Source organism: Sphingobium sp. LMC3-1-1.1 (assembly GCF_040676285.1).
In the GTDB taxonomy this organism is placed as follows: Bacteria; Pseudomonadota; Alphaproteobacteria; order Sphingomonadales; family Sphingomonadaceae; genus Sphingobium.
The window spans coordinates 398,360-410,151 of record NZ_JBEGHQ010000001.1 but is presented as its reverse complement, the minus strand read 5'-3'; the positions used below and the strand labels follow the sequence as shown (position 1 = coordinate 410,151).

At 66.2% G+C, this 11,792-nt stretch carries 13 protein-coding genes and 1 tRNA gene; 9 read left to right on the top strand and 5 right to left on the bottom strand.

All coding sequences use genetic code 11. The features are described from left to right. Nucleotides 1-3: 3 nt before the first annotated feature. The 3 genes from MRBLMC3_RS02070 to MRBLMC3_RS02060 are packed head-to-tail and all read right to left on the bottom strand — an operon-like array spanning nucleotide 4 to nucleotide 2,605. A complete protein-coding gene (locus MRBLMC3_RS02070) occupies nucleotides 4-1,320 on the bottom strand; it encodes an SPOR domain-containing protein (RefSeq protein WP_363825474.1) in 1,317 nt (438 codons plus the stop codon). A gap of 13 nt (nucleotides 1,321-1,333) precedes the next feature. Continuing rightward, nucleotides 1,334-1,870 carry a hypothetical protein gene (locus MRBLMC3_RS02065; RefSeq protein ID WP_363735050.1) on the bottom strand — a complete coding sequence of 179 codons (537 nt, stop codon included), beginning with the start codon at nucleotides 1,868-1,870 and terminating at the stop codon, nucleotides 1,334-1,336. A 15-nt stretch (nucleotides 1,871-1,885) separates the two neighbouring features. Further along, a complete protein-coding gene (locus MRBLMC3_RS02060) occupies nucleotides 1,886-2,605 on the bottom strand; it encodes a ParA family protein (RefSeq protein ID WP_363754052.1) in 720 nt (239 codons plus the stop codon). A 164-nt stretch (nucleotides 2,606-2,769) separates the two neighbouring features. On the opposite strand from MRBLMC3_RS02060, the gene MRBLMC3_RS02055 reads away from it, so the two are divergent. The 3 genes from MRBLMC3_RS02055 (at nucleotide 2,770) to purU (ending at nucleotide 5,806) form a co-directional block, all read left to right on the top strand. Continuing rightward, on the top strand, nucleotides 2,770-3,783 hold the full coding sequence (locus tag MRBLMC3_RS02055) for an SPOR domain-containing protein (protein ID WP_363825471.1): 1,014 nt from the start codon (nucleotides 2,770-2,772) through the stop codon (nucleotides 3,781-3,783). Between the two features lie 65 nt (nucleotides 3,784-3,848). Then, nucleotides 3,849-4,886: a 2-oxoadipate dioxygenase/decarboxylase family protein gene (locus tag MRBLMC3_RS02050; protein ID WP_363825468.1), complete on the top strand. Its 1,038-nt coding sequence runs from the start codon at nucleotides 3,849-3,851 to the stop codon at nucleotides 4,884-4,886. 80 nt (nucleotides 4,887-4,966) lie between these two features. Continuing rightward, nucleotides 4,967-5,806 carry a formyltetrahydrofolate deformylase gene (gene purU, locus MRBLMC3_RS02045; RefSeq protein WP_414714624.1) on the top strand — a complete coding sequence of 280 codons (840 nt, stop codon included), beginning with the start codon at nucleotides 4,967-4,969 and terminating at the stop codon, nucleotides 5,804-5,806. Nucleotides 5,807-5,921: 115 nt separating this feature from the next. Here purU and MRBLMC3_RS02040 read toward each other — a convergent pair whose 3' ends face one another. Both MRBLMC3_RS02040 and MRBLMC3_RS02035 read right to left on the bottom strand, forming a co-directional pair. Further along, complete coding sequence (locus tag MRBLMC3_RS02040; protein WP_363825465.1) at nucleotides 5,922-6,572, bottom strand: MOSC domain-containing protein; 651 nt, start codon at nucleotides 6,570-6,572, stop codon at nucleotides 5,922-5,924. Between the two features lie 57 nt (nucleotides 6,573-6,629). Then, nucleotides 6,630-6,848 carry a DUF2945 domain-containing protein gene (locus MRBLMC3_RS02035; protein WP_133651874.1) on the bottom strand — a complete coding sequence of 73 codons (219 nt, stop codon included), beginning with the start codon at nucleotides 6,846-6,848 and terminating at the stop codon, nucleotides 6,630-6,632. 285 nt (nucleotides 6,849-7,133) lie between these two features. Between MRBLMC3_RS02035 and MRBLMC3_RS02030 the strand changes: the two genes are divergently transcribed. From MRBLMC3_RS02030 to MRBLMC3_RS02005, 6 genes are all read left to right on the top strand, one after another. Beyond that, nucleotides 7,134-8,312 carry a glycosyltransferase family 4 protein gene (locus MRBLMC3_RS02030; protein ID WP_363825462.1) on the top strand — a complete coding sequence of 393 codons (1,179 nt, stop codon included), beginning with the start codon at nucleotides 7,134-7,136 and terminating at the stop codon, nucleotides 8,310-8,312. A 28-nt stretch (nucleotides 8,313-8,340) separates the two neighbouring features. After that, nucleotides 8,341-9,651 carry a replication-associated recombination protein A gene (locus MRBLMC3_RS02025; RefSeq protein WP_363735057.1) on the top strand — a complete coding sequence of 437 codons (1,311 nt, stop codon included), beginning with the start codon at nucleotides 8,341-8,343 and terminating at the stop codon, nucleotides 9,649-9,651. Beyond that, nucleotides 9,648-10,508 (top strand): hypothetical protein, encoded by an 861-nt coding sequence (locus MRBLMC3_RS02020; RefSeq protein WP_363754041.1) that lies wholly within the window; start codon nucleotides 9,648-9,650, stop codon nucleotides 10,506-10,508. The genes MRBLMC3_RS02025 and MRBLMC3_RS02020 overlap by 4 nt, the downstream gene beginning before the upstream one ends. 31 nt (nucleotides 10,509-10,539) lie before the next feature. Continuing rightward, nucleotides 10,540-10,614 (top strand) — tRNA-Thr (locus MRBLMC3_RS02015). Nucleotides 10,615-11,134: 520 nt separating this feature from the next. After that, nucleotides 11,135-11,482: a hypothetical protein gene (locus MRBLMC3_RS02010; protein WP_363825460.1), complete on the top strand. Its 348-nt coding sequence runs from the start codon at nucleotides 11,135-11,137 to the stop codon at nucleotides 11,480-11,482. Continuing rightward, nucleotides 11,475-11,777 carry a glycine zipper 2TM domain-containing protein gene (locus MRBLMC3_RS02005; protein ID WP_363735060.1) on the top strand — a complete coding sequence of 101 codons (303 nt, stop codon included), beginning with the start codon at nucleotides 11,475-11,477 and terminating at the stop codon, nucleotides 11,775-11,777. Before MRBLMC3_RS02010 ends, MRBLMC3_RS02005 begins: the two co-directional genes overlap by 8 nt. Nucleotides 11,778-11,792: the final 15 nt, after the last annotated feature.

The following is an 11,792-nucleotide window of genomic DNA, read 5'->3' as shown; positions in this document are numbered from 1 at the left end:
TTTTCAGCGTGACGCGTATTGGCGGCCCCTGGTCGCCAACGCCCAGCGCTGCGGCGTTGCGTCGGCCACATTTTCGCGCACGAAGCACTGGCCGCGCCGCGCCTGGATCGCGCGGCAAAGCGCAACCGCCTCCGCACGTGCGTCGAAACCGCCGACCGCCAACCGCGCGAAAGTGGCGCCGTTCACCGTGATCTGGCTGGTAACGACCGGCAAATTCGCCAGCACGCCGTTGCGGCGAGCCATGGAGAACCATTTTTCCTTGGCAATGGCCGCATTGTCATAGGCGCCAAGCTGGACCACCCAATGACCATCGTCCTTTCCGCTGAAGCGGAAGGCAGCCTGCTGGAACCGTGCGGCCGCCGTGGCACGGACGGGCGCCATCCCTCGCGAAACCTCGCGAACCGGTGCGACGATCGCCTGGATCATCGGTGCCGGCGCCTCGGATATAACCGGGGAAGGCGCGGGTGCCGGATCGGCGGCGGCGATTTCGACTGGCGCGGCCTCGACGGCCTGCTCGGCCGGAGCGGCTTCGGCGGACCGGACTTCGGCGGACTGGACTGGCGACGACTCAACGGGTGCCGACACCGGCGCCGCCAGCGCAAGGGCAACCGGCTGCCCGGCGTCCGCGCCGTCGATCGTCACGCCCATCAGGGCGGCGACCCGCTGTTGCGAAAGGCCCGGCGCGGCGGTCTGCGCCCATTGGGTGATGCGCTGGTTGGCGGCAAGCGGATCAAGGTCGAAGCCCGCCATCATGCGCGCATCCTTCCATCGTCCGGCCAGCGCATAGGCATAGGCCAGGTTCTGGCGGGTGCGGGCATTGGCCGACGGATCATGGATCATCTCGGACAGGATGCGCACGCCCTCCGGCGCGTCGCCCGCCATCGCCATGGCCAGGCCATAATCGGCGGCGGGCAGGACGTCGGCATGGCTTGCGAGCAGGTCGCGCGCGGCGCGATCCTTGCCCAGCCCTACCTGCACCAGCGCAAGGGTGATGATGGTCCGCGCATCGCCATTGCCCAGCGTCATCGCGTCAGACAGAGCGGTTTCCGCCGATGCGAAGCGACCGTCAGCGACATAGGCGCGACCCAGCAACTGGCGGTAGCGGGCATCCTGCGGCGCCGCCTGCACGGCCGCCTCGGCCAGGTCGACCGCGCGGGCACCCTCGCGATCCGCCAGCGCCTTCTCGACGCCGGCCGCAAGACGGTCGGGCTGTTGCGGCGCGACGGCGGCGGTGCGGAACGCCGCCCCGGTGCATCCCACCATGGTCGTGCCGATCATCATCGACGCGACCGCTGCTTTGGCGAAGGCGTTGCGCTTCATCGCTTCCCAACCCTTAATTGTCGCCGCGGGCGCGCGGCAGTTGCTGGGCCAGCCGGTCGACGTCCGGCAGGCTGCCAAGATAGGCGTCCAGTGCTTCGGTCACCATCTGCTGCGCGGACCGGCCGACAATGGCGCTGGCCAGACGCAGCTTCAGATGGCGGTCGGCATCCAGCCGCAGGGTGAAGGCGGCCTTGCGCCCCTTCGCCACGGCGGAGGCGCGGGGCTTTTTCCCGGCCTTTTCGACCTTGGCGGGCACAGCCGCTTCGGCAATGCGTTCGGCCAGCTCCTCGCGTTCGGTGACCACGGCGGGCACCGGCGCCACGGCGGGAACCGCCGTCATGGGCGTCAAGCCGGCAACGGAGCGGGCTTCGGACGGCGCCGGTTCCGGCTGCGTCACGTCAAAGCCCATGTCGTTCCAGCCCAGATCCTCCTGCAGCGCCGTCGCTCCGGCGGTCATGCCGAAGACGGGGCGGCGCATGGCGGGCGAGGCGGCGCCCTTGCGCGCCAGCAGGCCGGAAGTCAGCGAAGCGAGAGGTTTCGGTTCGACCATGATGCTCCCCTTCCCTTATTGCGAGACCCGGCGGCCGAAGCCACCGCTTGTCGGACGGGCCGTCCCCGCCGCGCCGACCGCATTGTGCGGAACGGAAAAGACGGTACGACGGAAATTCTTTTCCAGCCGGTCGGACACATAGGTCCAAAGCTGCACGACTTCGCTGGCGGATCGACCATTGGGATCGACCTCCATCACCGTGCGGCCATCGATCATCGATGCGGCGAAATCCGTGCGGTGGTGCAGCGTGACCGGCGCGACGGTGCCGTGCTGCGACAGCGCGACTGCCGCTTCGGATGTGATGCGCGCCTTGGGCGTGGCGGCGTTGACCACGAAGATCAGGGGCTTTCCCGCCCTTTCGCACAGGTCCACCGTGGCGCCCACGGCACGCAGGTCATGCGGGCTCGGACGGGTTGGAACGACGATCAGTTCGGCGACGGAAATGACGCTCTGGATCGCCATGGTGATGGCCGGCGGCGTATCGATGACGGCCAGCTTGAAGCCCTGCTGGCGAAGGATTTCAAGGTCCGCCGCCAGACGCGCGACCGTGGTCTGGGCAAAGGCGGGATATTCGGCCTCGCGCTCGTTCCACCAGTCGGCCAGCGAACCCTGCGGATCGATGTCGATCAGCACGACCGGACCAGCGCCAGCCATCTGCGCCTGAACGGCCAGATGCCCTGACAGGGTCGTCTTGCCAGAGCCCCCCTTTTGCGATGCCAATGCCAAAATGCGCACGCAACTTCCCCCAGAAAACCAATGCATGGCAGGATTGCCACAGGCCCGCCTAAGAATTGGTTAATCCGCGTGGAAGCCTGACAGCCGGTAAAAAGGCGATGTTCTTAATGCTAAGTCGCTATTAACCTTGACGTGGCATAGACCGGGCAGGAACCCTTGGGAGCATGAGCATGAAGCATATCTGTGGCGTGCTGGCCGCCGGCGCGGTGTTGATCCTGGCGCAGCCAGCGCTGGCCGACGTCAAGGCAGGCGTCGATGCCTGGCAGCAGGGCGACTATGCCAAGGCCGTCGCCATATGGCAGCCGCTGGCGCAGTCCGGCGATCCCGACGCGCAGTTCAACATGGGCCAGGCCTACAAGCTGGGCCGTGGAGTGAAGACCGATCCGTCCGCCGCGATCGACTGGTACGGCAAGGCCGCAAGGCAGGGCCATGCGCGGGCCGAGGACAATCTGGGGCTGCTGATGTTCCAGCAGGGTGACCGGGCTGGCGCCCTCCCCTATCTTCAGCGCGCCGCCGAGCGGGGCGAGCCGCGCGCGCAATATATCGTCGGCACGGCCCTGTTCAACGGAGACCTGACCGCGAAGAACTGGGTGCGCGCCTATGCGCTGATGACGCGGGCGTCCGAATCCGGCCTGGCCCAGGCAACAGCCAGCCTCCGCCAGATGGACAAATATATTCCGCAGGATCAGCGCGACCAGGCCGTCGCCATGGCCCGCTCCATCGGCCAGCAGAACAGCAGCCTGGCGGCGGATGAGCCTCGCCGGCCCGCGCCGGTCATGCGGGAAGCTCCCGCCCCGGTGCGGAGCGCGCAACTGCCGCCCTCCGCTTCGTCCGCACCCAGGACGGCCGAACCGGCCCCCCGGCCCGCACCCGCGAAGACAGCCGCAGCCAAGCCCCCGGAAGCCAGGCCGGCCGCCTCCAAGCCCGCGCTCCCCAAGCCCGCAAGCGGCGGCTGGCGCGTGCAGATCGGCGCCTTCAGCGCGGAAGCGCGCGCCCGCACGCTCTGGACGCAACTCAGCGCGAAGGTGGGCGGCCTGTCCGGCTATCAGCCCTATATCATGACCAGCGGCGGCGTGACCCGCCTGCAGGCGGGTCCCCTGGCGAGCAGCGCGGACGCCACCCGGCTGTGCAGCGCGATCAAGGCGGCCGGCGCGGAGTGCATGCCAAAGAAGATGTAATTCTTGCTACGACTTGGAATTTTATTTCAACCATGCGATAATGGAAACTCAGCACGGAGCGTCCCATGTCGGTGGAAAATCTGTCGGTGATCAATGCGCTGGTCGAGGGGTTTCTTGGCCCCGAACCGGCCCGGGCGGCGCTGGCCGCGCTCGATCTGGACAGCCGCCTGACCGAACAGAGCGGCCCCCATGTTTCCCGCGCCGCCTTCGCCATGGCGATGAACGTCGCGCTGTTCCACGATCTTCTCCAGCGCGTGCCGAGCGGGGCGGCCTATGTCGCGGACCGGCTGGCGCGCGGCGGCAGGGTGGTGTTCGACCATGGCGCGCTGCGCACCGTAAGGCTGGTCGAGGGTGCGACCGGGCAATTGCCGCCGGGCGAGGAGGCCTTCACCCGCATATTGCTGCCCCTGGGCTATGAGATGGCGGCGGTCTACCCGCTCGACCGGCTGCGGATGACGGGCCGGGCCTATCGCCATGTCGACCTGCCCGAATCGATCCCGCAATTCTTCCTGTCGGAACTGCATGCCGACCGCTTCGACCCGGAATTTGCCGAAGCCGCGGCGCGGGTGTTCGGCACGTCCCGCGATCCGCTGACGCCGGAAGCGCAGGCCGTGCTGGAAAAATTCGCGGACAAACGCCCCGTCACGCGGGCGGAGGCGGCCGCCGCCCTGCCCGCGATCGTGGCCGCCTTCGACCGACAGCACCAGCCGCCAAGCATGGAGGATTATGAACTGCTGCTCTCCCGATCCCATGAGGCGGGCTGGATCGCGACGGAGGGCAATGCCTTCAACCATGCGACGGACCGGGTGGCGGACGTCGCTGCTTTGGCGGAACGGCTGAAGACGCAGGACTGGCCGATCAAGGAGCGGCTGGAGATCTCGATCACCGGGCGGGTGCGGCAGACCGCCCTGCGCGCCGACACGATCGAACGGCTCTTTGCCGGCAACGAACTGCGCCGCGTTCCCGGCTCATTCTACGAATTCATCAGCCGCGACATCGATCCGGAAACCGGCAGGCTGGACCTTGCCTTCGACACCGGCAACGCCACCGGCATCTTCGCCATGACCAGCGCGGCGGACGAGGGACGCCCGCAACAGGGTTGATCGGCGGGCGCGCTTGAGGCAACGGGTTCGCCGAATTTGCGGGGAGATGCACGTTGACTGATCCGGTTGTCCCATCCTGGGTGCTGACCCTGGCCTGCGCCGACCGGGTCGGCATCGTCGCGGCCGTCAGCCAGTTCCTGGCGGAACGTGGCGGCTTCATCACCGACAGCCAGCAATATGCCGACCGGGAGGCAGGCCGCTTCTTCATGCGCGTCGCGTTCGAGGCGACGGACCAGCGCATGGGCGACACCGACCGGCTGCGCGGCGAATTCGGCGATATCGGCACCCGTTTCGCGATGGACTGGCGGTTGACCAGCGCCGATGAAAAGCCGCGCATGCTGATCGCCGTGTCCAAGGGGTCGCACTGCCTGGCGGACCTGCTGCACCGATGGCAGACGGGAACACTGGCGGTCGACATCATGGGCGTGGTGTCCAACCATCCCGACATGCGCCGGATCACCGAATGGCACGGCATCCCCTATCATGAGCTGCCCCCCAATGGCGACAAGGCCGCGCAGGAGGAGGCGCTGTTCAACCTGTTCGAACGGACGCGCTCGGAATATCTGATCCTCGCCCGCTATATGCAGGTGCTCTCGGGCGAACTGGTCGAAAGGCTCGCCGGGCGCTGCGTCAACATCCACCACAGCTTCCTCCCCGGTTTCAAGGGCGCGCGCCCCTATCACCGCGCGCATGAGCGGGGCGTGAAGCTGATCGGCGCCACTGCCCATTTCGTTACCGCCGACCTCGACGAAGGGCCGATCATCGAACAGGCGGTGGAACGCGTGGACCATCGCGCGACGGCGGAGGACATGATCCGCATCGGACGCGACATCGAAGCGCAGGTGCTCGCCCGCGCCGTGACATGGCTGGCGGATCGCCGCGTCCTGCAGAATGGCGGCAAGACGGTGGTGTTTCGCTAGGCTGTTATGCCCCCACCGTGCTCCTGCGAAGGCAGGAGCACGGCAGACATGGGGTACCCTGCGTTTTTTTGATCGGAAGGCAGGTCGTGAATCGCCCGATCCCGCCTCCCCCCTATCAAGCCAGCTTCCGCGCCCGTTCCCGCCACGCCTCGGCCAGCACCGGCATGTCCGCCAGCGCCCGCACGGCGTCCGGCTCACCCTTGTGCCCGCCCCCGATCAGCAGCCGGAACACTCGTGCGATCGACCATTGGGGCAGGGGCCGCTCCAGCAATTCCATCATCACGCCGGCCTCCGCCTCTCCCTCCCGCAGCACGCGGAAATAGATGCCGCAGCGGGCGGTCTTCACGATCGTCGCCATGACGTCGCGCGCGCCGAAACGATGGTCGAGCTTCCAGCAGGGCTGCCGCCCATGGCTCGCCTCGACCACTGCGCTGCCCAGCGAAAAGCGGTCACCCAGGCAGACCTCCTCCTCCGTCATCCCGCGGGAGGCGATATTCTCGCCAAAGGCGCCCGGCTTCTCCAGCAAGGGATGGCCGGGCTTGCGCTCGCGCCACCAGCCATAATGGTCCTGCGGATAAAGGTGGATCGCCTTGTCCCACCCGCCATGATGCACGGGGTCGGCCACGCTGTCGCCCGCCAGGCCCAGCCAGCCGATCCGCACCGCGCCCGACACCGGCTGCTTCGCGATCGCGCTGTAATCGCCATCGCGGAAGGGAACGGGTATCCCCGTCAGCAGCGCGTCGACAGTCATGAAGGAAGCGGTCATGCCTCCCCATGCCACGGAAGCAACCGTGAGGAAAAGGCCGCCTGATGGAAAAAGGATTCAGCCGGGGGAAAGCTCCGAACCCAGCTTCAGCACTTCGGAACCGCTGTCGGTGGTCACCAGATAGGCGGGATTGCGGCTGGACCCGTTACGCCTGATGACCGCGCCTTCTATCCGGCACTCCACCTGCCGCTCGAACCGCTCCGCTATTCTCCCACGGCCGACGCCCTGCCCCCAATTCCACTTGACCCTCGCTCCTTTTCGAAAGCTTTCGGTCATCAAGCATCTCTCCTTCGGGGAACAACCACGACGGCCGGCCGTCATCGCTGCCGCTACTGTGGTGGATTTGAAATACGCCTCATTATGGCGGCCAGGTGGGGAGCGTATTTCAAATCCAAAGACCACAGTAGAATCATATAGTTGCTAGTGACCCTGATAAATCTGAAGTTCGTTCAACGCCCACCCAGCAGTGTGACGAACTTCAGATTCGGGTCACTAAGCAAAAATCCCGAATGCCGCGCTGGTTCCCTTGGGTTTTGCGCTTGCCTGGGTTAAGGGCGGCGGATGGATGTCACGGGGCTTCGCGTCGCACTCTTCAGCGGCAATTACAACTATGTGCGCGATGGCGCGAACCAAGCGCTCAATCGCTTCGTCGGCTACCTGCTGCGGCAGGGAGCGAATGTGCGCGTCTATTCACCCACCACCGATACGCCGGCCTTCGAACCGGCGGGCGATCTGGTCAGCACTCCTTCCTTTCCGGTTCCGGGCCGCCGCGAATACCAGGTTCCCTACCGCATGTCGGGCGCGGTGCGCCGCGACCTCAGGGCCTTTCGTCCGAACCTGGTCCACGTCTCCAGCCCCGATCCGCTCGGCCATCGCGCCGTCGCCTGGGCGCGCCGCCACGGACTGCCGGCGGTCGCCTCCGTCCACACACGCTTTGAAACCTATCCGCGCTATTATGGCCTCGCCTTTCTGGAGCCGGTGATCGAATCGCTGCTTCGCCGTTTCTACCGCCGCTGCGACGCCATCGTCGCGCCGTCCGAGTCGATGGCGCAGCTCCTGCGCGAACAGCGGATGAGCTATGATGTCGGCATCTGGACGCGCGGCATCGACCGCGAAATCTTCCATCCCGGCCGCCGCGACATGGCCTGGCGCCAGTCGCTCGGCATCGCCGACGATGAACCGGTGATCGGCTTCATCGGCCGCCTGGTGATGGAAAAGGGCCTCGACGTCTTTTCCGACACGATCGATCATCTGGCGGCGAAGAATGTGCGGCACAAGGTGCTGATAATCGGCGAAGGGCCGGCGCGGGAATGGTTCGCGAACCGCCTGCCGAACGCCGTCTTCACCGGATTCCAGAAGGGCCCCGACCTGGGCCGCGCCGTCGCAGGCATGGACATGCTGTTCAACCCCAGCGTCACGGAAACCTTCGGCAACGTCACGCTGGAGGCGATGGCCTGCGGCCTGCCCACCGTCGCCGCCCGCGCCACCGGCAGCGAGAGCCTGGTCGCGGACGGGATCACAGGCCGGCTGATCCGGCCGGGCGCCATCACCGCCTTCGCCAACGCGCTGACCGTCTATTGCACCGATTCCGCTGCCCGCGCCGCCGCCGGTGCCGCCGCCATGGCGCAGGCGGAACATTATGGCTGGGATCAGGTGAACCAGGCGCTGGTCGACACCTATCTGCGCATCATCCGCCAGCGCGAACATGGCGCGCTGGTCCGGTCGAGCCCTGTTCCCTGAAAGCAAAAGCCTGACTATATCCGGGGCAATGGCCGATCTTTTCGCTCCCCACGATCTCCCCCCTGTTCCAGCCGACGCGCCGCTGGCCGACAAGCTGCGGCCCCGCACCCTGGCGGAGGTCGTCGGCCAGGATCATCTGACCGGGCCGGAGGGCGCGATCGGCCGCATGGTCGCCGCCGGCCGCCTCTCCTCGATCATCCTCTGGGGCCCGCCGGGCACGGGCAAGACCACCATCTCACGCCTGCTGGCGGATGCCGTCGGCATGCGTTTCGAACCGATCTCCGCCGTCTTCTCCGGCGTTGCCGACCTCAAGAAGGTCTTTGCCGCCGCGAAGGAACATGCCCGGCGGGGCGAGAAAACCCTGCTCTTCGTGGATGAGATCCACCGCTTCAACCGGGCGCAGCAGGACAGCTTCCTCCCCTTTGTGGAGGACGGCACGGTGACCCTGGTCGGCGCGACCACCGAAAATCCCAGCTTCGAACTCAACGCCGCACTGCTCTCCCGCGCACAGGTGCTGATCCTGCGCCGCCTGGATGCGCCCGCGCTGGAACAGTTGCTGGAACGCGCCGAAACGGTGATGGAACGCGCCCTGCCGCTCGACACCGCCGCCAGGGACGCCCTGCTCGCCAGCGCCGACGGCGATGGACGCTTCCTGCTCAATCAGGTCGAGACCCTCTATTCCATCGACATTCCGCAGCCGCTCGATCCGGCGGGCCTTTCGGCCCTGCTCCACCGCCGCGTCGCGGTCTATGACAAGGATCGGGAGGGCCATTACAACCTCATCTCCGCCCTTCACAAATCCCTGCGCGGTTCCGATCCGCAGGCCGCGCTCTATTATCTGGCGCGCATGCTGACCGCGGGTGAGGAGCCGCTCTATGTCCTGCGCCGCCTCGTCCGCTTCGCCGTGGAGGATATCGGCCTTGCCGACCCGCAGGCGCTCGTCCAGTGCCTCGCCGCCAAGGACAGCTACGACTTCCTCGGCTCGCCCGAAGGCGAACTCGCCATCGTCCAGGCCTGCCTCTATTGCGCCACCGCGCCCAAATCCAACGCCGCCTACAGTGCCATGAAATCCGCCTGGAGGTCCGCCCGCGACACCGGCTCGCTCATGCCGCCGCAGAATATCCTGAACGCCCCGACCAAGCTCATGAAAGACGTGGGCTACGGCAAGGGCTATCACTATGACCATGACGCGGCCGACGGCTTTTCCGGCGACGATTACTGGCCCGAAGAGATGCAGCCCCAGACCTTCTACGCCCCCACCGAACGCGGCTTCGAGGCGCGCATTGCCGAACGCATGGCCTATTGGGACCGCTTGAGGACCGAACGCCGCCAGAAATGACGCCCCGTTTCACCCGCTACGCTGTCATCGACTGGTCCGGCGCAAAGGGATCGCGCCACAAGGGGATTGCCGTCGCCCTGTGCGAAGCCGGCGATGCGGCACCCCGGCTCCAGCATCCCGACGGCGGCGGCGTCTGGTCGCGCCGCGCCGTCGCGGACTGGCTTGTCCGAACCGCGCGGGAGGCCCCGACCCTGTTCGGCTTCGATTTCAGCTTCGCCCCGCCCTATGTCGCGCGCCAGAGCTATCTGCCCGGCGACATCGTGCCCACCACCGCTCCGGCCTTCTGGGCCTATGTCGACAGCATTTGCGCGGATGAGGATCTGGGCGCCGCCAGCCTGCTCGAACACACCCACCGGCGGCATTTCTATTTTGGCAAGGTCGACGGCATCAAGGCGGACTATATGCACAACCGCGCCTGCGAGGCGCACTATAATGCCCAGGGCGGCGGCAAGCCCTCCACCGTCTATGACGCCATCGGCGCGGCGCAGGTCGCCAAGGCGAGTTTTTCGGGGATGCGCCTGCTCCACCACGTCCATCCCCATGTCCCGGTCTGGCCGTTCGACCCGCCGCCGCCAAAGGGCTCCCTGATCGTGGAGATCTACACCAGCATCGCCGCCCGCGCCGCCGGACGCCCCAAGGGAAAGGCCAAGATGCGCGACCTCCCCGCGCTGAACGACGCGCTCCTCGCCGTCGGATCGCAACCGCACAGGGGCCTCCCGCCTGACGACCATGGCGCCGACGCGATCCTGACCGCCGCCTGGCTGCGACGCATGGCCCCGCGCCCCGGCCTGTGGAACCCGCCGCCTCTCGACGAAAAAATCGCCGCAACAGAGGGCTGGACGTTCGGCATCATCTGATAGTAAGGCGCTCCCCGTCCGAAACGGATATGCCGGATTAGCACAGCGGTAGTGCAGCGGTTTTGTAAACCGAAGGTCGGGGGTTCGATCCCCTCATCCGGCACCATATTCCCCTCGCGCCCGCGACGCGACGGTCGCCACCCCAACGCACTCCAGCTTTCAACCGATCCTGCCGCCGCTTCACGCGATGCCCCGGATCGCCCGCCGCGCCAGAAAAATAGCCCGAAAAGCAAAATGGGGGCCGGCATTTCTGCCGGTCCCCACTTCCGTCGTGTCTCTCGATCCGCTTCTCTTTCAAGATGCGATCATCGGACTCGGCGCGCGATAGGTCCGCCGCAAGGGCTTTGCTATCGTGTCGGCTCCGTTTGTCCGGCCGGTCGGCCGTTTTCCCGCAGCCTGTCCTCTTTATTCGATGCCCGACGTTCACTTTCGCGCGTGCACAGCATCGTCTATTGAGGCTCATCGGATTTCCGCATTTTCCTTCCGGTCCATGCTTCTTTCCCGACGCTCGAAAATTCCTTCAAGTCGCTGATTTCTCACCGACTTTGGCATCCAGATTTCTCTGTCTCCCGGTCTTTCCGATAGGGAGATCGTCTCACCAAAAGCGAGTCGCTCAAAGCGGAATCTTGCACCCTGAAGACCGTGTCACGCTAAAGCTGTGGATAAATGTGGATAAATTTTCCAGAAGGCTCGGCGGCCATGCGATCAGCCTCGCGGCGCCGGCGCTACCCCCCGAAAATTCTGATCGCCGAACCAGGCCGCGCCCTGGCGACGTCCAGCCCTCTACACGCGGTCAGATCAACCAGCAGATCGATGCCGTCCCCGCTTCATCGGTGCCGCCCATCGCCTCGTCTCAAAATTTATTGCTTCAGAAACAACATGCTGCGCCGTTGTCGCAGGTTCATGCAACCTCCATCAATATGCGCGGGTTGAACGATCAAAACACGCCTTTTTGGAGGAGAAAAAATGCGTAAAGCCCTTATGGCACTGGCCGCCGTCTCGCTGGCCATTCCCGCTTCCATGGCGATCCCGACCGAGGGCGCCAATGCCCGCCGTCATTATGAATATCGCGAATGGCGCGGTCGCGACGGCCGCATGTACTGCCGCAAGTCCAATGGCACGACCGGCCTCATCGTCGGCGGCGTGGGCGGCGCGCTGGTCGGCCGCGCGATCGACACCCGCGGCGACCGCGCCACCGGCACGATCCTGGGCGCCGCGGGCGGCGCGCTGCTGGGCAAGGAAATCGACAGCAAGCGTCGCTGCCGCTGAGATATGCGAAAAAAG

Bases quoted from the DNA above. Each gene is read 5' to 3' on its own strand.
- MRBLMC3_RS02035 (WP_133651874.1), bottom strand. From the start codon at position 6,848: ATGACCGAAAGCTTTCGAAAAGGAGCGAGGGTCAAGTGGAATTGGGGG.
- MRBLMC3_RS02025 (WP_363735057.1), top strand. From the start codon at position 8,341: ATGGCCGATCTTTTCGCTCCCCACGATCTCCCCCCTGTTCCAGCCGAC.
- MRBLMC3_RS02055 (WP_363825471.1), top strand. From the start codon at position 2,770: ATGAGCATGAAGCATATCTGTGGCGTGCTGGCCGCCGGCGCGGTGTTG.
- MRBLMC3_RS02070 (WP_363825474.1), bottom strand. From the start codon at position 1,320: ATGAAGCGCAACGCCTTCGCCAAAGCAGCGGTCGCGTCGATGATGATC.
- MRBLMC3_RS02040 (WP_363825465.1), bottom strand. From the start codon at position 6,572: ATGACCGCTTCCTTCATGACTGTCGACGCGCTGCTGACGGGGATACCC.
- MRBLMC3_RS02030 (WP_363825462.1), top strand. From the start codon at position 7,134: ATGGATGTCACGGGGCTTCGCGTCGCACTCTTCAGCGGCAATTACAAC.
- MRBLMC3_RS02050 (WP_363825468.1), top strand. From the start codon at position 3,849: ATGTCGGTGGAAAATCTGTCGGTGATCAATGCGCTGGTCGAGGGGTTT.
- MRBLMC3_RS02005 (WP_363735060.1), top strand. From the start codon at position 11,475: ATGCGTAAAGCCCTTATGGCACTGGCCGCCGTCTCGCTGGCCATTCCC.
- MRBLMC3_RS02020 (WP_363754041.1), top strand. From the start codon at position 9,648: ATGACGCCCCGTTTCACCCGCTACGCTGTCATCGACTGGTCCGGCGCA.
- MRBLMC3_RS02065 (WP_363735050.1), bottom strand. From the start codon at position 1,870: ATGGTCGAACCGAAACCTCTCGCTTCGCTGACTTCCGGCCTGCTGGCG.